Annotated in this window: 22 protein-coding genes; 9 read left to right on the top strand and 13 right to left on the bottom strand. The window is 75.8% G+C overall.

Features of this window, described 5'->3' with window-relative positions; all coding sequences use genetic code 11:
* Window positions 1-3 precede the first annotated feature (3 nt).
* The 3 genes from OG715_RS24215 to OG715_RS24225 all read right to left on the bottom strand — a co-directional run bounded on the left by OG715_RS24215 (window position 4) and on the right by OG715_RS24225 (window position 1,818).
* Window positions 4-591 carry a TrmH family RNA methyltransferase gene (locus OG715_RS24215; protein ID WP_266270980.1) on the bottom strand — a complete coding sequence of 196 codons (588 nt, stop codon included), beginning with the start codon at window positions 589-591 and terminating at the stop codon, window positions 4-6.
* On the bottom strand, window positions 588-1,232 hold the full coding sequence (locus OG715_RS24220) for a class I SAM-dependent methyltransferase (RefSeq protein WP_266270981.1): 645 nt from the start codon (window positions 1,230-1,232) through the stop codon (window positions 588-590). Before OG715_RS24220 ends, OG715_RS24215 begins: the two co-directional genes overlap by 4 nt.
* 118 nt (window positions 1,233-1,350) lie before the next feature.
* Window positions 1,351-1,818, bottom strand: a complete 468-nt coding sequence (locus tag OG715_RS24225) for a carboxymuconolactone decarboxylase family protein (RefSeq protein WP_266270983.1) — start codon at window positions 1,816-1,818, stop codon at window positions 1,351-1,353.
* Between the two features lie 211 nt (window positions 1,819-2,029).
* Here OG715_RS24225 and OG715_RS24230 point away from each other — a divergent pair, with 211 nt between their 5' ends.
* Window positions 2,030-2,221, top strand: coding sequence for a hypothetical protein (locus OG715_RS24230; RefSeq protein WP_266270984.1), 192 nt, complete (start codon window positions 2,030-2,032; stop codon window positions 2,219-2,221).
* Window positions 2,222-2,258: 37 nt separating this feature from the next.
* Here OG715_RS24230 and OG715_RS24235 read toward each other — a convergent pair whose 3' ends face one another.
* Complete coding sequence (locus OG715_RS24235; protein WP_266270985.1) at window positions 2,259-4,892, bottom strand: lysylphosphatidylglycerol synthase transmembrane domain-containing protein; 2,634 nt, start codon at window positions 4,890-4,892, stop codon at window positions 2,259-2,261.
* A gap of 77 nt (window positions 4,893-4,969) precedes the next feature.
* On the opposite strand from OG715_RS24235, the gene OG715_RS24240 reads away from it, so the two are divergent.
* From OG715_RS24240 to OG715_RS24250, 3 genes are all read left to right on the top strand, one after another.
* Complete coding sequence (locus OG715_RS24240) at window positions 4,970-5,236, top strand: UBP-type zinc finger domain-containing protein (RefSeq protein WP_030393619.1); 267 nt, start codon at window positions 4,970-4,972, stop codon at window positions 5,234-5,236.
* A gap of 149 nt (window positions 5,237-5,385) precedes the next feature.
* Complete coding sequence (locus OG715_RS24245) at window positions 5,386-5,649, top strand: hypothetical protein (RefSeq protein WP_266270986.1); 264 nt, start codon at window positions 5,386-5,388, stop codon at window positions 5,647-5,649.
* 213 nt (window positions 5,650-5,862) lie between these two features.
* Window positions 5,863-6,843, top strand: a complete 981-nt coding sequence (locus OG715_RS24250; protein ID WP_266270988.1) for a sigma-70 family RNA polymerase sigma factor — start codon at window positions 5,863-5,865, stop codon at window positions 6,841-6,843.
* Here the strand turns inward: OG715_RS24250 and OG715_RS24255 are convergent.
* Complete coding sequence (locus OG715_RS24255; protein ID WP_266270989.1) at window positions 6,748-7,083, bottom strand: STAS domain-containing protein; 336 nt, start codon at window positions 7,081-7,083, stop codon at window positions 6,748-6,750. The genes OG715_RS24250 and OG715_RS24255 overlap by 96 nt on opposite strands.
* A gap of 160 nt (window positions 7,084-7,243) precedes the next feature.
* On the opposite strand from OG715_RS24255, the gene OG715_RS24260 reads away from it, so the two are divergent.
* Window positions 7,244-7,681 (top strand): SRPBCC family protein, encoded by a 438-nt coding sequence (locus OG715_RS24260; RefSeq protein ID WP_266270990.1) that lies wholly within the window; start codon window positions 7,244-7,246, stop codon window positions 7,679-7,681.
* Between the two features lie 64 nt (window positions 7,682-7,745).
* Window positions 7,746-8,237 (top strand): NUDIX domain-containing protein, encoded by a 492-nt coding sequence (locus tag OG715_RS24265; protein ID WP_266270991.1) that lies wholly within the window; start codon window positions 7,746-7,748, stop codon window positions 8,235-8,237.
* Between the two features lie 109 nt (window positions 8,238-8,346).
* Here OG715_RS24265 and OG715_RS24270 read toward each other — a convergent pair whose 3' ends face one another.
* From OG715_RS24270 to OG715_RS24285, 4 genes are all read right to left on the bottom strand, one after another.
* Window positions 8,347-9,108, bottom strand: a complete 762-nt coding sequence (locus tag OG715_RS24270; protein ID WP_266270992.1) for a Clp protease N-terminal domain-containing protein — start codon at window positions 9,106-9,108, stop codon at window positions 8,347-8,349.
* A gap of 68 nt (window positions 9,109-9,176) precedes the next feature.
* On the bottom strand, window positions 9,177-9,917 hold the full coding sequence (locus OG715_RS24275; RefSeq protein WP_266270993.1) for a tyrosine-protein phosphatase: 741 nt from the start codon (window positions 9,915-9,917) through the stop codon (window positions 9,177-9,179).
* A 130-nt stretch (window positions 9,918-10,047) separates the two neighbouring features.
* Window positions 10,048-10,791 carry a VC0807 family protein gene (locus tag OG715_RS24280; protein WP_266270994.1) on the bottom strand — a complete coding sequence of 248 codons (744 nt, stop codon included), beginning with the start codon at window positions 10,789-10,791 and terminating at the stop codon, window positions 10,048-10,050.
* 210 nt (window positions 10,792-11,001) lie between these two features.
* Window positions 11,002-11,694: a hypothetical protein gene (locus OG715_RS24285; RefSeq protein ID WP_266270996.1), complete on the bottom strand. Its 693-nt coding sequence runs from the start codon at window positions 11,692-11,694 to the stop codon at window positions 11,002-11,004.
* Between the two features lie 357 nt (window positions 11,695-12,051).
* Between OG715_RS24285 and OG715_RS24290 the strand changes: the two genes are divergently transcribed.
* From OG715_RS24290 to OG715_RS24300, 3 genes are all read left to right on the top strand, one after another.
* Window positions 12,052-12,909: an RNA polymerase sigma factor gene (locus tag OG715_RS24290; RefSeq protein WP_266271809.1), complete on the top strand. Its 858-nt coding sequence runs from the start codon at window positions 12,052-12,054 to the stop codon at window positions 12,907-12,909.
* Entirely contained in the window at window positions 12,906-14,174 is a 1,269-nt protein-coding gene (locus OG715_RS24295) for a hypothetical protein (protein WP_266270998.1), read from the top strand. The genes OG715_RS24290 and OG715_RS24295 overlap by 4 nt, the downstream gene beginning before the upstream one ends.
* Before the next feature lie 479 nt (window positions 14,175-14,653).
* Complete coding sequence (locus OG715_RS24300; protein ID WP_266271000.1) at window positions 14,654-16,183, top strand: protein kinase domain-containing protein; 1,530 nt, start codon at window positions 14,654-14,656, stop codon at window positions 16,181-16,183.
* Window positions 16,184-16,214: 31 nt separating this feature from the next.
* Here the strand turns inward: OG715_RS24300 and OG715_RS24305 are convergent, their stop codons facing one another.
* From OG715_RS24305 to OG715_RS24320, 4 genes are all read right to left on the bottom strand, one after another.
* Window positions 16,215-17,207 (bottom strand): ABC transporter substrate-binding protein, encoded by a 993-nt coding sequence (locus OG715_RS24305; RefSeq protein WP_266271002.1) that lies wholly within the window; start codon window positions 17,205-17,207, stop codon window positions 16,215-16,217.
* Between the two features lie 87 nt (window positions 17,208-17,294).
* Window positions 17,295-18,137, bottom strand: coding sequence for an ABC transporter ATP-binding protein (locus OG715_RS24310; RefSeq protein ID WP_266271003.1), 843 nt, complete (start codon window positions 18,135-18,137; stop codon window positions 17,295-17,297).
* A gap of 15 nt (window positions 18,138-18,152) precedes the next feature.
* Complete coding sequence (locus tag OG715_RS24315) at window positions 18,153-19,199, bottom strand: FecCD family ABC transporter permease (protein ID WP_266271005.1); 1,047 nt, start codon at window positions 19,197-19,199, stop codon at window positions 18,153-18,155.
* Window positions 19,196-20,224 (bottom strand): FecCD family ABC transporter permease, encoded by a 1,029-nt coding sequence (locus OG715_RS24320; protein ID WP_266271006.1) that lies wholly within the window; start codon window positions 20,222-20,224, stop codon window positions 19,196-19,198. Before OG715_RS24320 ends, OG715_RS24315 begins: the two co-directional genes overlap by 4 nt.
* Window positions 20,225-20,227 lie beyond the last annotated feature (3 nt).

A 20,227-nucleotide genomic window follows, 5' to 3' on the forward strand; every position in this document is an offset into this window, starting at 1 on the left:
GGATCACTCGTCGTCGAGGTCGAGGTCGAGGTCGAACGCGCCGGCGTCCGAGCCGTCCGGGGTGCCGGCGATGGCGTACCCCTGGCGGCGCGCCTCGTAGCAGGCCACCGTGGCGGCGGCGGAGACGTTCAGCGAGCCGACCCGGCCCAGCTGGGGCACGAACACCACCTGGTCGCAGAGGGCGAGCGCGTCCGCCGTGATCCCCCGGTCCTCGTGGCCCAGCACGAAGGCGACGGCCGGGGTCAGCTCGGCGGCGAACATCGGCACCGCCTCGTCGGCGAGTTCGAGGCCGACCACCTTGAAGCCGTCGGCCTTCGCCGCGGCCACCGCCTCGGCGACGGTGGGGAAGTGCTCCACCTTCAGGTACTTGTCGGTGCCCATCGCGGCCTTCTGCGCGCCGGAGGAGCGCACCGACGGGGTGTCACCGGTGAGGTAGAGCTTCTCCGCGCCCATCGCGGCACCGGTCCGGACCACCGAGCCGACGTTGAACGGCGACTGGAGGTTCTCCAGGATCATCGCGAGCCGGAACTCGTTGCCACGACGCCAGGAGCGGTGCAGCCGCTTCAGTTCGGTCCCGCGGAGCTGCTTCACGACGTCGTCCCTCGTCCACTCTCGGGGCCCTCGCCCGCCGTCGGGCGGGGCCGCGCTTCCAGAATCCGGAACCCGTTGACCGAGGTCAGCCGGGTGGTCGGCCAGCCGTGCTCGTCCAGCCACTTCTGCAGCGAGTCCGAGCCGAGGTGCTTCTGCACCACCAGGAAGGCCGAGCCGTCCGGGGTGAGCCGGTCCAGCCACTGCTCCAGCAGCCGCCGCAGCGCCGCCTTGCCGATCCGGATCGGCGGGTTGGAGTAGATCGCCGCGAACCGCAGTTCGGCCGGGACCTCCTCCGGCAGCGCGGCGTGCACATTGCCCAGGCCCAGCGACCCGGCGTTGTCCCGGACCAGGTCCAGGGCGCGGCCGTTGACGTCCACCGCCCAGACCGGGAGCCGCTTGCGGCGGCTCGCCCAGGTCAGCGCGATCGGGCCGTAGCCGCAGCCGATGTCCAGGATCGGGCCGCGCACCCGGGGCGGCGGCGCCTGCTCCAGCAGGATCCGGGTGCCCGGGTCCAAGCGGCTGCGGGAGAAGACGCCCGCGTCGGTGCTGAGCTCCAGGGTGAGGTCCGGCAGGGTGACCGTGATCGGCCGGCGCTCGCTGGCGACCTCGGGTGCACCGGAGAAGTAGTGCGAGCCGGACATGCGTTTCCCCGTCGTTCGTAAGGGCCTCGGGGCCACCGGGAGGTGTGGGTAAGCCCTGCTGGTACGGCTCCGATCGTACCCCGGTGCCCGGCGGGGCCCGTGTCCCGCGAGGCGGGGGTCAGGGCGTCCCGGGGGTCTTGCGGGTGGCGACGTTGATCCGGTTCCAGGCGTTGATGGTGAAGCAGAGCGAGATCAGCCGGGCCAGCTCCGGCTCGGGGAAGAGCTCGGCGGCGCGCCCGTACACCGCGTCGGAGACGCCGTCGCCGATGCGGGTGATCTGCTCGGCCAGCGCGAGGGCGGCCCGTTCGCGCTCGCTGTAGACGCCCTCGGGGGCCTCGCGGCAGACCGGGAGCAGATAGATCCGCTCGTCGCTCTCGCCGGCCTTGCGGGCGTCCTTGACGTGCATGTCCAGGCAGTAGGCGCAGCCGTTGAGCTGCGAGGAGCGGACCTGCACCAGCTCGACCAGCGCCGGGTCGAGGCCCTCGCGGGCGGCGGCGTCCAGGGCGATCATCGCCCGGAACACCTTGGGGGCGGTGCGGGCGAAGTCGAGGCGGGCGGTGGGCCGGGGGGTGGCGGTGTTCGTCATGGGTACGAGCCTAGGAACGGGATGCACCCCGGACATGGTGCATTCCGGGCCCGTTTCCCCGGGTCAATTCCCCGGTCGGCCAACACGCCGGGGGGCCGTCGGCGCGTCGCGCCGGGCCGGTGGCCGACGGATACTGCGAGTACCCCGGCGAGCGGGACCCACGGGCCCGGGGAAGCCTCCGAGGAACCTTCGAGGAACGAGGACGGACACCATGCCGCAGAACCACGAGGACTACCTGGACGAGGTCGACGAGGCCGTGGAGTCCGAGAACGAGGTGGCGGAGGACGAGTACGACGAGCTGGCCGAGCGCCGCGCCCTGGGCGCGGACCCGGCCACCGAGGTCGCGGACGTCGCGGAGCAGAGCCGGACCGTCCCGCTGGACGAGGACGAGTACCGGGAGTAGCCGGCCGGGACTCCTCGCCGATACCTCGCCGATGCCTCTAGAGCGCCTTGCGGCGCTGGAGCCAGGTGAACGCCGCCCAGCCGGGGAGCACCGGCAGGACGAAGGTGAGCAGCCGGAAGAGTACGACGGCGGCCGCCGCGCCGCCGGCCTCCATCGAGGGGGCCAGTTCAAGCAGGCCCACCAGCGCGCTGTCCACGAAGCCCGCCCCGCCGGGGGTCGGGGCCGCGTTCCCGGCCGCGTTCCCGACCAGGAACACCACCCCGACCGAGGCGAAGGACGGTTCCTGCCCGACCGCCCGGGCGCAGCAGTACAGACAGGCGACCAGGGTCAGCGACACCAGCAGCTGCCCGGTGAAGCCGACCGCCAGCCGCCCCGGGTTGCGCAGCAGCTCCACCAGCCGGGGCAGCACCTCGGCGGTCAGCGGGCGCAGCCGGGCGGCCAGCCAGCGCCGGGCCGGCGGCACCGCGGAGACGGAGGCCAGCAGGACGCCCGCCAGCGCGAGGCCGCCGACCACGGCCGGCAGGGCGTCCAGTTCGGAGCTGCCGGGCCCGACACCGGTCAGGTAGACGAACGCGCCGAGCTGGAGCAGGTGCAGGACCAGACCGAGCAGCTGGCCCGCGCCGACGCTGGACAGGGCCTGCGCGGTCGGGATGCCGGCCCGCTGGAGGAAGCGGGTGTTCAGCGCGACCCCGCCGACCCCGCCGGGGGAGACCAGTTTGACGAAGGACCCGGCCACCTGGGCGAGCACGGCGTTGCGGAAGTCCAGCCGCTCGGGGACGAAGCCGACGAAGCCCATCGCCCCCGCGACATGGCCGGCGGCCGCGGCCAGTACGGCGAGGGCGAGCCAGAACGGGTCGGCGTCGGCGACGGCCGCGATCGGGTTCCGCTCGGTGGCGAACAGCTGCGGCAGCAGCAGCCACCCGGCCGCCAGGCCGCCGACGACGGCGAGCAGGGTGCGGGGGCGCAGCCGCTCCAGCCGGACCGGCCGGACGGGCGCCTGCGGGCGGCTGCGGAGCACCTCGGCGCGGATCCCGTCCAGCAGGTCGGGGGCCGGGCCCGCGGCGGGCGCGGGGTCGGTGTGCGCGGTGTCGGCGGGCGTCTCCGGGCCGGTGCGCTGCGGGGGCACCCGGGGCGCGGCCGCCGCGGCGTCGCGACGGGCGGCCTGCTTGAGCGCCGCCCGGGTGCCGGCGGTCAGCGCGATGGGCTGGAGCAGCGGCAGGGCGGCGGCGACCGCGTCCGGGCCGAGCACCGACACCGCCGCGCGGACCGAGCGCTCGGCCCCGGTGCGCAGCGCGAGCGTGGTGAGCAGCTGGGCGATGTCGCTGAGCAGCACCAGCTCCCCGGCCGCGATGTCCCCGTCCGCGAGGCCCACCAGGTGCACCGTCCCCGCCGGGTCGACCAGCAGCGCCGAGGGCACCAGCGCGCGGTGCGCGATGGCGCGCCGCTGGAGCAGTGCCAGCTGGCCCCAGACGTCGGCGAGCAGCGCGTCGGTGACCTCCTCGTCGGCCAGCTCGTCCAGGGTGCGGCCGGGCAGCCGCAGGTAGGCGACCAGTGCGGCGTCCCGGCCGAGCTCGGCGGTGGCGGCGACCGGGCGGGTCCGGACCCCGGCGGCGACGGCCGCGTAGGAGAGCAGGGCCTCGTGCTCCAGGCCGGTGCGCAGGGAGCGCAGCGCGCGCGGGTGCGGGGCGGTGCGCAGTCGCAGCCGGCGCCAGACCCGCTGCACCAGGGCGGCGGTGACCGCCTGCCGGTCGAGCAGCTGGACGTCCAGGTCGGGGCGGTCGCCGCGCTGGCGGACCAGGTAGCGGTCCGGGCCGTCCGGGGTGACGGAGGCCGGGTGCAGACCGGCCTCGCGCAGGCTGTGCAGCAGTTGTCCGGGCCGGGGCCTGAGGTCCGGGGTGCCGACGGCCCAGCGGGTGCCGTGGGCGGCAGTCCAGCCGATCAGCACGCCGAGCAGCAGCGCGGTCGGGGTGGCCGCCCCGGAGGCGATCCCGGCCAGTGCGGACAGCGTGAGGACGGTCCACGGCACCCGGCGGTCGCGGGCCGCGGAGGCGGTGAGGAAGGCCAGGACGGGCGCCAGGTAGCCGTAGACCGGCTCGGTGTGGGCGAGCGGGAGGCCGGGCAGCGGCCGGGTCAGCGCGGAGACCAGGGAGAACGGCGCGGGGCCGTCGATCCACAGCGCGAAGAGGAGCGTGGCGCCGTACGCCAGGACGGCGGCCAGCACGCCGTCGGCGAGCTGCTGGAGCACGTGCCGCCGGTCGGTCCCGGGGGCGAGCAGCCTGCGGGCGGCCGAGCAGCCGGGCAGCAGCAGGACGGCGGCGGTGGTGAGGCCGGTGGCGACGCCGCCCAGCGGGTGCGGGACCAGGGCGGCGGCGCCGCCGACGTCCTCGGCGAGGCCGTTGGTGGTGGCGCGGGCGTAGTCGGCGGACAGCAGCGTCAGGGCGATCACGACGAGGCCCCCGAGCAGCCGGATCAGCGCGGCCGGCTGCCGGAGCCGGCCGGTGGCGGCTATGCCCGGGCGGTCGGGCGGGGCCGGGGGGTCGGGCGGGGCCGGGACGGCGCCGGACGGGCCGCCCGTCGTGCCGTCCGAAGTGCCGCCCCCCGTGCTGTCGTCCGTGCCCTCGACCGTGCCGCCGGTCCTGCCGCTTGTCGCGTTCCCCGTCGCATCCGCCACGGATGGCATGCTCCCACGAGCCCCCGGCAGCGTGTCTCGGGGAGCGGGGCGGGCCCGCCGTCACTACCCTGCGTCCCATGAGCGCCTGCGAAGACCTCGCCGCCGCACCCCGGGACCTCGCGCCCCTGCCACCCCTGGACGGCTGCGCCGACTGCCTGGCGCAGGGGCGCCGGGACTGGGTGCATCTGCGGCTCTGCCTGGACTGCGGCCGCATCGGCTGCTGCGACTTCTCGCCGCAGCGGCATGCCACCGCGCACTTCCACAACAGTTCCCATCCGGTGATCCGCTCCTACGAGCAGGGGGAGGACTGGCGCTGGTGCTACGTCCACGAGCTCATGGGGTGACGGCCGGGCCGGGCCGGGCCGGTGTTCCGTCCGGGTTGACGTCCTGGTGCCCGTGGGTTGAGGTGTAACTCCCGACAGATCTGGACATAACGCCCGTACGGCCCTCGGTCGGTGCCTGTCCGGCCGGCGGCCGCCGAAGGGAGCCGACGATGACCAAGCAAACAGCGGGGAGCCCGCACAAGCTCCGCCGCGGCACCCAGGAGCTGCTGGAGCGCCGGGGGATGGCCACGATGCCGATCGCGCTCCCGCCCCGCCCGGCCGGTACCGCGCGGGCCGCCACCGGATCCGCGAGCGCCGCCTTCCGGCACGGCGGCCGGGACGCCGCGACCGCCGTCCCGCACTCCGCGCCCGCGCACCACGCCGAACTCAAGGGCCACCGCCACCGCGGGGCCGAGAAGCACAGCGCGCACTGAGCAGCCGCGCACACCGGGCCACCGCGCACACCGGGCCACCGCGCACACCGGGCCACCGCGCACACCGGGCCACCGCGCGCACTGAACCGCCCGTGCGCCCCGGACCGGCCCTGACGCGCGTTCAGGGCCGGTCCGGGGCGCGCGTCGGCGCTGTCGGTGGCCTGCGGTACGTTCGGGGCGATCGACGGCGACGGGCGAGTGGGGGCACAGGCGATGGCCGAGCTGATGACGGAGGAGCCGGTCGAGCTCCAGCTGGAGCGGTACCGGACGGAGTTGACCGGGTACTGCTACCGCATGCTCGGCTCGGTCTTCGAGGCCGAGGACGCCGTCCAGGACACCATGGTCCGGGCCTGGCGCCACCACCGCGGCTTCGAGGGCCGCGCCGCGCTGCGCTCCTGGCTCTACCGGATCGCCACCAACGTCTGTCTGGACGCACTGAACGGCCGCAACGCCCGGGCCCGCCCGATGGACCTGGCCGGCCCGTCCACCGTGGCCACCGCGACCGACGCCCGACTGCCCGAGGTCGCCTGGCTCGGCCCGGCGCCGGACGGCCGGGTGCTGCCCGAGACGGCCGACCCGGCCGAGGTGGCCGCGCAGCGCGAATCGGTGCGGCTCGCCTTCGTCGCCGCGCTGCAGCGGCTGGCGCCCCGGCAGCGGGCGGTGCTGATCCTGCGCGAGGTGCTCGGCTGGCGGGCCAACGAGGTCGCCGAACTGCTCGGCGTCACCGTCGCCTCGGTGAACAGCGCGCTCCAGCGGGCCCGGGCCGCGCTCGCCGCCGACCCCGCCGCGACCCGCCCGGCCCCGACCCTGGACGAGGACCACCGGGCCCTGCTGGCCCGGTACGTCGCCGCCTTCGAGGCGTACGACATGGACGGTCTGGCGGCGCTGCTGCACGAGGACGTCACGCTCAACATGCCGCCGTTCGCGCTCTGGCTGACCGGGCACGCGGACATCCGGGAGTGGATGCTCGGCCCCGGGCACGGCTGCCGGGGCTCCCGGCTGGTGCCGGTGGTGGCCAACGGCAGCCAGGCCTTCGGGCAGTACCGGCCGAGCCCGGCGGGCGGGCACGAGCCGTGGTCGCTGATCGTGCTGGAGGTGTCAGCGGGCCGGATCACCGGGGTCACCAACTTCCTCGACACCGAGGTGCTCTTCCCGCTGTTCGGCCTGCCGCCCCGGCTGGAGGCCGGGGAGTAGCCCGCCGCCCCGTCCGTCCTCCTCGTCCGGTTCGACGAGGAGGACGGCGGCCAGCCCGCTGAACGCGAGCAGTTCGCGCAGCGGGCCGTTGGCGTTGCGCAGGACGAGCCGCACGCCGTGCCGGGCCGCGGCGCGCCGCAGCCGGGCCAGGGCGTCGACCACGGCCAGGTCGGGGGCGGCCAGCGCGCCCAGATCACAGATCAACGGAGGGGTGGCGGAGGTCCGGCTCTCGGTCTTCACCCAGGGGAGACCGCTCGGGCGCCCGGGGCTCATCGGCCCGCCGGAAAGTTCTCCGGAAAAACTTCGCCGGGGAGCGATGAGTTTCCGCCCGGCCCCCGGTCTACCCCTCTGAAAGCGCGGCACCTGGCCGCGCCCGCACCGAACAGAGGGAACCACCACCATGACCGAGAACCTCGGCACCCTGTCCATCGTCCGCGAGCTGCCCGCCACCCCGGCCGAGGTGTTCCGGGCCTACGTCGAGCCGGAGCAGTTCGTGCGTTTCTGGGGCCCGGTCGGCACCACTGTCCCGCTGGACACCGTGACCATCGAGCCGCAGGTGGGCGGGCGCTTCGACAGCACGATGGTGATGGAGGCCACCGGTGACCGCTACCCGGTGCGCGGCCGGTTCACGGCGGTCCGCGAGGGCGAGCTGCTGGAGTTCCTGGAGGAGGGCGTCGGCCTGACCGGGCGGATCACCCTGACCGACCTCGGCGACGGCCGGACCGAGGTGCGGATGGAGCAGGAGAACGTCCCGGCGATGTACCTGGGCCCGGAGGCCGAGGCCGGCCACAACTCCAGCTTCGACCGGCTGGTCGAGCACCTCGCGGCCCGTCGCTGAGGCCGGCGGGGTCCGGCTGGCAGAGTGGGGCGCACATCGTCCCAGAGCCCGAGGAGGGCCCGCCGTGCCGGTCGAGCCGTTGAAGTCCCGTGAAGAGTGGTTGGCCTCGTTGCCGCGGATCTACGCGGCCGCGGGCTGCGTCCTGCGGGACGCGTCCGGGCGGATCCTGCTGGTGAAGGCGGGGTACCGGGAGCACTGGCAGTTCCCGGGCGGGACGATCGACCTCGGGGAGGGGCCGGCCGAGTGCGCGGCCAGGGAGCTGCTGGAGGAGACCGGTATCGTCCGCGAGGCCGGCGAACTGCTGGCCATCTCCTGGACCCACCCCTCGGGCGAACTCGACCACCCGGCCGAGCACTTCCTGTTCGACTTCGGCAGCGTCCCGGACGGCACCCCCGTGACCGTCCCGGCCGGCGAGCTCGACGACCACCGCTGGGTCGAGGACGACGAGGCACTCGAACTCCTGGGTCCGGCACGCTCGTTGCGGCTGCGCGCGGCGCTGGAGGCGAAGGCCGACGGCCGGGTGCGGATCGTCACCACGCTCGTGTCGGGCTTCTGACCGCGACCGGCGCCCCGGCCGTCCGCCGTGCCCGTCCGCGGTCCCCTTCCGCAGTCCCGGGCCGGTGTCCCGGGGGCGCGCCCGTCCCGCGGCCCCCGGAACGGTCCGGTCACGCCTGCTCGGCGCCGGTGCCGTCGGTGCCCGGGGCGGTGAACGCGGCGAGGATCTCGACGACGAACCGCTCGATGCCGTCCTTCCGCACGCCGAGGTCGTCCAGCACGCCGGCGCCGTTCTCCAGCTCCAGCAGGGCGAGCAGGATGTGCTCGGTGCCGACGTAGTTGTGACCGAGCTTCAGCGCCTCCCGGAAGGTCAGTTCCAGCACCTTCTTCCCCCGGGCGTCGTACGGGATCAGCGCCGGCACCTCGGCGGCCGGGGCGGGCAGCGCGGCCGTCGCGGCGGTGCGCAGCGCCTCCGGGGTGACGCCCTGGTCGACGAGCGCCCGCGCGGCCAGGCCGTCGGGCTCGACCAGCAGGCCGAGCAGCAGGTGCTCGGCCCCGATCCCGTCGTTGCCGGCCCGGCGGGCCTCCTCCTGGGAGGCCATCACCACGTGCCGGGCCCGGTCGGTGAACCGGCCGAAGCCCTGACTGGGGTCTAGGTCGTTGGGCGTGGCCGGGTCCTTGGGCACGAAGCGCTTCTGGGCGGCCTGCTTGCTGACGCCCATACTGTGGCCGATGTCGGTCCAGGAGGCGCCGGAGCGGCGGGCCTGGTCGACGAAGTGGCCGATCAGGTGGTCCGCGAGCTCGCCGAGGTGGTCGGCCGCGATGACGGCGTCCGAGAGCTGGTCGAGCGCGTCCGGGTGGAGCTTCTTGATCGCGTCGATCAGGTCGTCGAGGCGCAGCGGAGTGCTCTTGGGAACGATCGGATTCTCCATGTCGTCAACCGTAGGTTGTCGACGTCCCTATCGTCAACCATCGGTTGACGATAGGGCGAGTTGGAGTCTCAGGGGGCCAGCAGCCGGCCGCGGACGGCCGTGAGGTCGGCGGTGGCGACGCCGGCGGCCGTCAGCCGGGCGACCGGGTCGAGGTCGGCGAGGGCGGCGTGCACGGCGGCCTCGGCGGTGGTGCCGGCCTCGGCGAGCACGGCGTCGATGCGCCGGTACTGGTCCGGGAGGCCGAGCATGCCGTAGAGGGGCCGGACGTTGGGGGCGCTCAGCAGGTAGTCGGCGACGATCTCGGAGGGCTCGACCTCGGCGAGGGCGAGCAGCAGCAGTGCGGCGAGGCCGGTCCGGTCGCGCCCGGCGCCGCAGTGCACGACCAGTCCGCCGGGGCGGGCGCCGGCGATCGTCGCGATCAACTCGGCGGCGGCGTGCGGGCAGTGGTCCAGGTAGGGGCGCAGGGCGAGCGGGGTGCCGTCGAGGTGGCCGTAGGTCCGCCACCAGGCGGGGCCGGCGAGTTCGTCCAGCGGGACGCGGACCAGTTCGACGTCGCCGGGGAGGGGGAGGAGCGGTTTGTACTCCTCGATGTTGCGCAGGTCGACGACGGTGCGCACGCCGTGGTCGAGCAGGGCGTCCCAGCCCTCGGCGGTGAGGCGGTCGAGGTTGTCGGCCCGGGTGATCGCCCGGCGGGTGGTGCGGGCGCCGGTGGTGGTGGGCAGTCCGCCCAGGTCGCGGACGTTGAGGCAGCCGTCCCAGACGAGCGTGCGGTCCTCGGTGGCGGTGGTGCGCGCTTCTGCCCGGCTCATCAGGTTCCCCGTTTTCCTCGGCGAGGGGGTCCCGTTACCCCCTCGTGATGTGGACTACCGGTGGAGCGGGATGGTTCCTCGGATCGTCCGATGATCAGGGTGTGACGATCCGGCAGCGCCGTGTCGTCGTTCAGGCGGCGGCCTCGGTGCGGACCAGCTTCTCCATCGGCTGCGCGGCGGCCTGGCCGAGCACCGAACCGGCGACGATCGCGCCGACCAGCAGCACCGTGGACAGCCACACCATGGTCGCCACCGGCAGGGTGAAGGCACCGGCCACCCGGGCCGCGCACTCGGCGAGCAGCGCGGAGCCCCAGATCACGGAGAACAGCCGCTCGTAGCGGCGGAACGGCCGCGAACCGGCGGCGAGCCGGTCCCAGGCAGCCTCCCTGGCGCTCTCGCCCTTGGTGAGGAAGGGCCGCAGCGCGGCGGACATCAGCGGCCGCGCGGTCAGCGCGGAGCCCAGGATCGCCAGCGCCATGAAGCCGCTGAGCACGGCTTCCTTGGCGAGCATCAGCCGGGCGTCGCCGCTGACGGCGGTGAGCGCCAGGCCGACCAGGTTCACCCCGAGCATCAGGGCGGCGAAGCGGTTCAGTGTCCGGTCCTTGACCAGGCCGAGGACGGTCCGGGCGACCGGGAACGCGCTGCTCCAGGCGAGGGCGGCGAACTCGCTCGCCCCGAGGCCGGAGCGGAGGAGGTAGAAGGCGGCGAGCGGGCCGGCGATGTCGACGGCGAGCGGGCGGAGGGCCTTGGCGAGCGGGTGCGGGGCCTTGGCGGCGACGGCCTCGGAGTTGGCGGCGCCGGTGGTGACGGCGTTGGCGACGACGTTGCTGGTGACGGCGTTGGTGGCGGCGTTGGTGGCGGCGATCTGGCTCATGGTGGGTCCTCCCCGGACTGGCTGCTCGGCCGGCGGGCCGTTGCCCGCTCCGCCGTGCCTCCAGTGTTCCGAGCGGGACCCCTCGCCCAGCAGTGCCGTCCGTTGCGGGATCCGCATGACAGTTGTCACGGTGCGCGCCGTGACGGTGCCGGCGGGCTGCGAAACACCCAGTGGACGGGCGAGTTGACGGAGCGTCGGCCCGACCGCCGGTCAGGGGCTTTCGAAGTCCCAGAGCGGCCGGCCCAGGGTGTCCGCGCAGTGCACGGCCGCGAAGCGCTCGTCCTCGGCCGACAGGAATCCCCGGGCGACGCCGCGCAGCACCGTGCGCGCGGCCGCGTCCGCCCGGGTCCACGCGCCGGTCAGCACCAGCACCGTGCCGACCAGCTCCGCGCGCTGGATCCGGGCCACCGGGACGGCCAGCAGCGTGGTGTTGACCTGCTCCAGCTCGTCGGCGGACAGATAGGTCTCGCCGGTGCCGCCGTCGCGCTCCCGGTCGAGCCGGCGGCGCAGCTCGGGCAGCCCGTAGTGGCGGACGGCGGCCACCGAGTCGTCCAGCGCGACCTGCCAGCGCGGCCCGGGCAGCACCTCCCACCAGACGTCCTCCCGCACCGGCAGCAGCTCGCCGATCCGGGACCGCCAGGACTCGATGCCGTAGACGGCGCACGGATCCGGGTGCGGACCGGGGAAGGCCGCCGCGGACCAGTCGGCGCGGCTGACCAGGCTCAGGTCGAAGGTGTAGCGGACCCGTCCGTCGGCGGGCCGCTCGACCACGCCGACCATGGCCCAGTGGGTCGGGTCGGGGAGGGTGAAGGTCCGCCGCCCGCCGGTGAGGCCCAGGAGCCGGAGCGCGGGCGCGAGGTGCTCGCGCAGGCCGCGTTCGTGGAACTCGCGGGCGGTGGTCATGACGGTCCCTGGGGGTCGGGGCAGGCAGTGCTCGGCGGCACCCGGGGCGCGGGAGGGGCAGGGCGCGGGCGGCGGCCGGAACGGATCGTTCACCTACAACGTAGGCAGGGCGGCGTCCGCGCGGCCGTGGGCGAAGGCCAGCAGGTCGCGGGACCTTCGCCCCGCGCGCGGGCCGCCCAAGGGCCCGGCGGGGCGTGCCCGCCGGGCCCGGAACCGCCCGCCGACGGGCTCCGGCGACGTGCGCCCACCGGCGACGCGACGCGCGCCCCGCCCCGGCGGCGCCTGCCGCCCGGGCCGGGGCCGGACCGGGTAACGGTCGGGCCCACCGGACCGGGGCGTTCGCCCGGATGGCCCATGATGTGGCGGGTGCAGAGTGCAGAACGCCCCGGAGCGGGCACCGACAGCCCCGTCGGCCGGTCCGGACCGGTCACGACGTCAGGCCCGCCCCCCGGCCCGCCCCCGCGCGAGGCCCCCGCCCCCGCCCCCGTCGATCTGACCGAGGCGGTCAAGGCCGCCCGGAGCGGGGACGAGGAGGCCTTCCGACTGCTCTTCCGCAGCGTGCAGCCGGGTCTGCTCCGCTACCTGCGGGTCCTGGTCGGCGGCCGGCCCGAGGACGCCCAGGATGCCGAGGACATCGCCTCCGAGGCCTGGCTCCAGATCGCCCGCGACCTGGGCTCCTTCTCCGGGGACGGCGACGGCTTCCGCGGCTGGGCCGCGACCGTCGCCCGCAACCGGGCCCTGGACCACCTGCGGGCCCGGCGCCGCCGACCGGTCGCCGACCTGCCGTTCGAGTACCTGGCCGAGCTGGCCGGCGGGGACGACACGGCCGGGGCGGCCCTCGCCGCCGTCGGGACCTCGGACGCGCTGGCGCTGATCTCCCGGCTGCCCAGGGACCAGGCCGAGGCGGTGCTGCTCCGGGTGGTGATGGAGCTGGACGCGAACAGCGCCGCCCAGGTGCTCGGCAAGCGCTCCGGCAGCGTCCGGATGGCCGCGCACCGGGGGCTGAAGCGGCTCGCCGAACTGCTGGAGCAGTCCTTCCCGACAGGTGGGGGCGGTGGTGCGGCAGGTGCCGGGATCCCGGCCTCGCGGTCGGTCCCCGACAACGGTCCGGCGGGCAGCGGGACCGTGCGGCAGGGCCGTGGAAGATCCGCGAGAAAAAGTTCTCCCCAAGGTGTGACAGAACGCCGGGCCGCGACGCTGAAGGACATGAGATGAGCACCAACCGACCCCGTCGGATCGACCGTGACACCGCCGAGCAGCTGCTCGCCGGTGCCGTGGGCGGCCCGCCGGCCGGGCAGGGCGCCTCGCTCACCGGCCCGGACGGCAGCACCGGGCGCACGGGGTCCCCCCGGTCCGGAGCCGGGCCGGGAGACCGGGTCGCCCGTGTGCTCGCCGCCGCCGCGGCGCCGGCGACGGGTGGCGAACTGGCCGGGGAGGAGGCGGCCCTGGCCGCGTTCCGGGAGGCCCGTCTCGCGTCCGCAGCAGTACCCGCCGCACCCGCACCCGTCCGGAGACGTTCGATGGCCGCCGCCACGCTGACCAGGGCCTTCAGTACGAAGGCCGCTGCCGTCGTGCTCGGTGCCACGGCGCTGGGCGGGGTCGCGGTCGCGGCCGGCACGGGCAATCTGCCGGTGCCCCTGGGCGGCGGTTCGGACCAGCCGCACCGGGGCGTGGCAGCCCCGGACACCTCCGCTCCGTCGGCCACCGCGGCGACCCGGTCCGAGGCACCGGCCACCCGGTCGGCGAACCCGCCGTCCACCCCCGGTCCGACCGGTGGCGCGAGCGGTGGTGCCGGCGGCAACGCGTCGTCCGGCGGTCCGTCCCGGCCCGGTACCGCCTCGGGTGGCCCGGCGGCCGCGGATCCGTCCGCCGCCGATCCGTCCGGGCCGGAGAAGCGGCCCAAGGAGACGCCCACCCGTATCCCGGGGGACGGCCGGAGCACGTCGAATCCGGTTGCCCACGCGGCCCTGTGCAAGGCGTTCGCCGACCGGGCGGGCAAGGGCGAGCGCCCGAGGCTGCTGGTCGCCGATCCGCAGTTCGGCGCGCTGGTCGCGGAGGCCGGCGGACCGGACAAGGTGGCGGACTACTGTGCGCGGGCGCTCCGCGGCCCGGGCGACGACGACCACCAGGACGCCCCCGGCCAGGGCTCCGGCTCCGGCTCCGGGGCCACCCGGCCGGGCTCGGGCTCCGGTTCGGGCTCGGGAAGGTCCGGCGGCGGCTCCGTGCCGGGCGGTGACAGCCAGGGCGGCACCGGTCAGGGCGGCGACAGCCAGGGCGGCAGGAACAAGGACGGCGACTCCGCGGCCGGCGGCAGCGGTTCGGGTGTCGGTCCGGGCAGCGCGGGCAGTAGCGGGAACGGCGACGGCGGCTCCGGCCGCGCGCCGAGGACCGCCACCGTCCCGCCCGCGGCGGACCCGCCCGCAGGATCCGGGCCGGACCGCACGGCACGACCCGACAGCACCCCGGGCAACCGGAGGTGACCCAGAACTCCGGATGAGCGGCGGGCGAATCCCCCCGGGCCCGTCGCTCATCCGGACCGCTCCACCCCGCACCACCGCCGTACCCGCACCACCGCAGTACCCGCAGTACCCGCTCCACCCGGACCCCGGGTGGCCGGTCGGCCCCCCCGTGCCCACCGTCCGCCCGGTCGGCCCGACCGGACCGGCCGGCGCACCCCGGAACGCGCCGCCGGTCCGGAAGGGCCGGACCCCGCCGGCCCGCCCGCCCGCAGTCAGGGCGGGCCGGCACCCGCTCGACCCGCCGAACCGCACCGATCGTGGCCCTCCACCGGGCCCGACCACGAGCCGGCGGTCGGGGATCCGCTGCCCGGTTCCCCGGCCGCCACCCTTTCCCGGGCGGGCCGTCGGCGGACGGGCCGGTCACCCCCGGGGGCTATCGTGCACACGTGCACGAGGCGGTCCGGGACCCCGGGCAGGGCCTCTGAGGGGAGCGGTGCCAGGTGATCGGACGCGCGCTGAACGGGCGCTACGAGCTCGTCGAGATACTCGGCGTCGGCGGCATGGCCACCGTCTGGCGCGGGGTGGACCACGTGCTGGGCCGCCAGGTGGCCGTCAAGGTCCTCAACGGGGGGCTCGCCGACGACCCGCGGTTCGCCGAGCGGTTCGGCCGCGAGGCGCAGCACGCCGCGATGCTGGTCCACCCGAGGATCGCGATGGTCTTCGACTCCGGGGTGGACCAGGGCTCGCCGTACATCGTGATGGAGCTGGTGCAGGGCCGGTCGCTGGCCGTGCTGCTGGCGCAGCGCCCGGGGCTGCCGGTCGAGCAGGCGGTCGGGATCGCGGCGGCGGTCTGCGAGGGGCTGGCGCACGCGCACGCGGCGGGCCTGGTGCACCGGGACGTCAAGCCCGGCAACATCATGATCACCCACGACGGCGGGGTGAAGGTGGTGGACTTCGGCATCGCCCGCGCGGGCTCCTCGCACAACCTCACCCAGACCGCCTCGGTGCTCGGCACCGCCGCCTACCTGTCGCCCGAGCAGGCCACCGCGAGTCCGCTGGACGGCCGCACCGACCTGTACGCGGTCGGCTGCGTGCTCACCGAGATGCTCACCGGCGCACCGCCGTTCGAGGCCGAGACCCCGGTGGCGATCGCCTACAAGCACGTCGGCGAGCTGCCGCTGCCGCCCTCGGTCCGACGGCCCGGCCTGCCGCCCGCCCTGGACGCGGCGGTGCTGCGGCTGCTCGCCAAGCACCCGGCCGACCGCCCCGCCGACGCGGCCGCCGCGCGGGCCGAACTACTGGCCTGCGTCCCGGGGCTGGTGCCCGCCGATCCGACCACCGAGCTGCTCGCGGGGGCCTTCCCGCAGTCCGTGCAGCCCCTGGGCGACCAGCGGCACACCACCCTCCTGCCGCCGCAGCCGGCGCCCCCGGCCGCCACCTCGGTGATGGCGCCGGTCCCGGCCGCCGCGCCGTTCCCGGAGGCCGGGCCGGTGCGGGAGAGCCGCCGCCGGCCGATCGTGTTCGGGGCCCTGGGCCTGGCCGGTGTGGCCGGCGCGGCGATGCTCGCGATCACCGCCTTCGACGACCCGTCCACGCCCGCTGCCGCGCCGTCCGCCAGGCCCACCACGACCGCGCCGGTCACCCCGGCGGCCGCGACGACGCAGGCCCCGTCCCCGACCCCGACGGCCACCACGCCGTCCCCGACGCCCCCGGCCGTCCCGGCCACCCAGCCGCCGCACAACCAGGCCCCGCTGGTGCAGATCAACGCCCTGCGCCAGAGCATCGCGCAGACCCAGGTGGAGAAGGACCGGGCCCGTCAGATCGAGCTGCTCCGCACCCTCGACGAGGCCACCGCCCGCCTCAACGAGGGCCGGCCCGACGACGCCGCGGCCAAGCTGAAGAGCGCCCAGCGCACCGTCCGCGACCTCGCCAAGCGGCACGCCATCGAGGGCCAGACCTACCAGAACTGGAACTCCCGGCTCTCGTCCCTCATCACCTCCCTCAACGCCACCGCCGACCAGGAGGACTGACCCGGCGGCCCCGGGAGGGCGGGCGGGCGGGTCAGGCGCCGAGGAAGCGCTGGAGTTCGTCGAGCAGGTAGTTGGCGCCGGTGCAGCCGATGCCCTGGAACCACAGCTGGTCGTCGACGGGGAAGGCGCGGTGGGCCCTGACGGCCTCCAGGGCCTGCCAGCCGGGGCTCGCGAGGGTGGTGGTGAGGCCGTTGCGCTCCGGGTCGCCGTAACCGGCGTAGAGCAGCAGGTCGCCGTCGGCCCTGGCGAGCTGGTCCGGCGGGAGCTCCAGCTCCGCCCGGTCGACGTTCTGGGAGTCCGGGCGGGGGACGCCGACGTCGGCGAGGACGGAGCCGGGGAAGGTCTGCCGGCCGTGGAGCCGGATCCCGCCGCCCTCGACGAAGCGGACCAGGCTGACCCTGCGGCCGCCCGCCCTGGCGTTCGCGAGGGCGGCCGTCACCTGGTTGACGTGCCGCTGGTACGAGGCCATGAACGCCGCCGCGGCGTCCTGCCGGCCGAGCGCCTCGGCGTGGGTCTGCAGGTTCGCCTTCCAGGGCGCGCCGGTGGTGGCGGTCAGGACGGTCGGGGCGATCGCCCGCAGCTCCTCGTAGCGGCCGCCGTCCCGGGACTGGTTGGACAGGACGAGGTCGGGCCGCAGCGCGCGGACGGCGGCGAGGTCCGGGGAGCCGATCGGTCCGACGTAGGCGATCGGGGCGAGCCGGGAGGCGGGCCAGTAGTCGGGGAAGGTCGGGTCCGCCGCCGCCCGGGCCGCGCCGACCGGGGTGATGCCGAGGGTGAGCGCGGAGTCCAGCTCGGCGGTGTCCAGGACGACGACCCGCGCGGGTGCCCCGGGCACGGTGACCGGGCCGTTGGCGGTGGCCACGACGACGCTCGGCGGCGGGGTGGGGGAGGCGGCCTCGGCGGCGACGGCCCCGAGGTCCATCGGCGGGGGCGCGGCGGGCCGGTCGGTGCAGCCGGTGAGGGCACTGCCCCCGAGCCCGCCCAGCAGCGCGGTCAGCAGGGTGCGGCGGGTGGTCGGGGACATCGGCACCTCGGGCGGCTCGGACAGCGCAGACGGGCGGAAGGACACGGCAGCGCGTCGATTATGTCCGAATTGGTGCGTAAAACGTTGCTATGCGTCCACGGTGGCCGCCCACGGCGCGCCCGGCACCACCAGCGGCGTGCCGGTCACCGGGTCCGGCACCACCACCGACTCCAGCCCGAACACCTCGCGCACCAGCTCCGCCGTGACCACCTCGGCCGGCGGTCCCTGGGCGACGATCCGCCCGTCCTTCATCGCCACCAGGTGGTCGGCGTACCGGGCCGCCTGGTTGAGGTCGTGCAGCACCGCGACGACCGTCCGGCCGCGTTCCACGTTCAGCCGGCGGACCAGGTCCAGCACCTCCACCTGGTGCGCGATGTCCAGGAAGGTGGTCGGCTCGTCCAGCAGCAGGATGTCCGTGCCCTGGGCGAGCGCCATGGCGATCCAGACCCGCTGCCGCTGCCCGCCGGACAGCTCGTCCACGCCGCGTTCGGCCAGCTCGGCGGTCGAGGTGCGCTCCAGCGCCTCGGCGACGGCGGCCTCGTCCTCCGCGGACCACTGCTGCCACCAGCTCTGGTGCGGCTGGCGGCCGCGCGACACCAGGTCGGCGACCGCGATGCCCTCGGGGGCGGACGGCGACTGCGGCAGCAGCCCGATCCGCCGGGCGATCCGCTTGGTGGGGACGCGGGCCAGCTCCTCGCCGTCCAGCAGCACCGCGCCGCAGACCGGCTTCAGCAGCCGCCCCAGCGCGCGCAGCAGGGTGGACTTGCCGCAGGCGTTCGGGCCGACGATCACCGTCACCCGGCCGTCCGGAATCCGCAGGTCGAGCCCTTCGGCGACGGTGCGGGCCTCGTAGGCGAGGGTGAGGTCCCGCGCCTCCAGGCGGTGGGACACCCCCTTCACGGGGTCGGCGGACTCGGTGTCGGGCAGCATCGGGACCTCCACGACTCAGGAACCTCCACGGCGGGAGCGGATCAGCAGCCACATCAGGTACGGCGCGCCGACCAGTCCGGTCACCACACCGACCGGCAGCTCGACGGGCGACAGCAGCCGGCGGGCCAGCAGGTCGGCGAGCACCACGACCAGCGCGCCGGTGAGGGCCGAGCAGAACAGCGGGATCTGCGCCGACCGGGCCAGCCGCACGGCGATCTGCGGGGCCATCAGCGCGACGAAGTCCACCGGCCCGGCGGCGCCCGCCGCGCAGGAGGCGAGCACCACGCCGAGCAGGGCCATGCCGAGCCGGATCCGGTCCAGCCGCAGCCCCAGGCCGACGGCGGTGGCGTCGTCGAAGGAGATCGAGCGCTGGGCCCGCGCCGCCCACAGCGCCACCGGCACGGCGGCCAGCAGCACCCGGGCCAGCCAGCCGGCCTGGTCGTACCCGGAGCCGTTCAGGCTGCCGGTCATCCACACCTTGGCGGCCTGCGCCTGGAAGCCGTCGCCCTTGGTCAGGAACAGCGAGGTCAGCGAGGAGAGCGCGACCGAGACGCCGATGCCGATCAGGACGAAGCGCTGGGCGTGCAGCCCGCGCCGCCAGGCCAGCAGGTACACCAGCAGCCCGGCCGCCAGCCCGCCCGCGACGGCCGCGAACGGCACCTGGCCGGTGGAGTCGACCACGCCGTAGGCCAGCAGGCCGACCACGGTGGCGGTGGCGCCCCAGGAGACGCCCACCACGTCCGGGCTGGCCAGCGGATTGCGGGCGACGGTCTGGATCAGCGCCCCGGCCAGCCCGAGCGCGGCGCCGGCCAGCAGGCCGACCACCACCCGGGGCAGCCGGAACTCCCCGACCACCAGCTCGTGCGGGCTCGGCTGCCCGAACACCACCTTCAGCACCTCGCCGGGCGCCACGGTGGACTCGCCCAGGCAGAGCGAGGCGACGACGGTGGCGGCCAGCGCGAGCAGCAGGCCGAGCGCGGCGAGCGCCGAGCGCCGGTGCAGCAGGAAGGAGGCCGGTCCGGCCCGCAGCACGGTGTAGCCGCGCAGGACGACGGTGCTCATGCCGCCACCACCTTCCGCCGCCGGACCAGCGCGACCAGCACCGGGACGCCGACCAGGGCGGTCATCATCCCGGCCGGCACCTCGGAGGGCGGGAACAGCACCCGGCCGAGCGTGTCGGCGAGCAGCAGCAGCGCGGGGCCGAGCACGGCGGACAGGGCCAGCACCCAGCGGTGGTCGGCGCCGACCGCCGCGCGCGCGGCGTGCGGCACGGCCAGGCCGACGAAGGCGACCGGCCCGGCCGCCGCGACCGCCGACCCGGTCAGCACGGTGGCTCCGAGCGCGCCGACCGCCCGGACCGGACCGGTCCTGGCACCGAGGCCCTTGGCGGTGTCCTCGCCGAGCGCCAGCGCGTCGAGCCCGCGCGCCACCGACAGGACCAGCACCGTGCCGACGGCCAGGAACGGCAGCAGCTGCCGGGCGACGTCCGCGTCCCGCCCGGAGAGCGAGCCGACGTGCCAGAACCGGAACTGGTCCATGGCGGCCGCGTCGGTGGTGAGCACCAGGGTGTTGAGGGAGGCGATGAACGCGGAGATCGCGGCCCCGGCCAGCGCCAGCTTGACCGGCGCCGTCCCGCCCCGGCCGCGCCCGGCCAGCCCGTAGACCAGGACGGTGGCGAGCACCGCGCCGGCGAAGCCGAACCAGACGTACCCGGTGAGCGTGGAGATCCCGAACACGGAGATCGCCACCACCACGCCGGCCGCCGCGCCCTGGCTGACGCCGAGGATGCCGGGGTCGGCGATCGGGTTGCGGGTGATGCCCTGCATGACGGTGCCGGCGAGGCCGAGCGCCGCGCCCACCGCGAGGCCGACGACCGTGCGCGGCAGCCGCAGCTCGCGGATCACCACGGCGTTGGCGGTGTCCCCGCCGTGCAGCAGGGCGTCGACGGTGTCGCCGAACGGGACGGTGCGGCTGCCGACCGCCAGGCTCAGCAGCACCGCACCGGCCAGCAGGGCCAGCGCGGCGGCGAGCCACAGTATTCGGCGGCGCAGCAGCCGGGCTCTTCCAGGTGCGGTGGTGTCGGTCATGGC

The sequence above is a fragment of the Kitasatospora purpeofusca genome (assembly GCF_036010405.1).
In the GTDB taxonomy this organism is placed as follows: Bacteria; Actinomycetota; Actinomycetes; order Streptomycetales; family Streptomycetaceae; genus Kitasatospora; species Kitasatospora purpeofusca.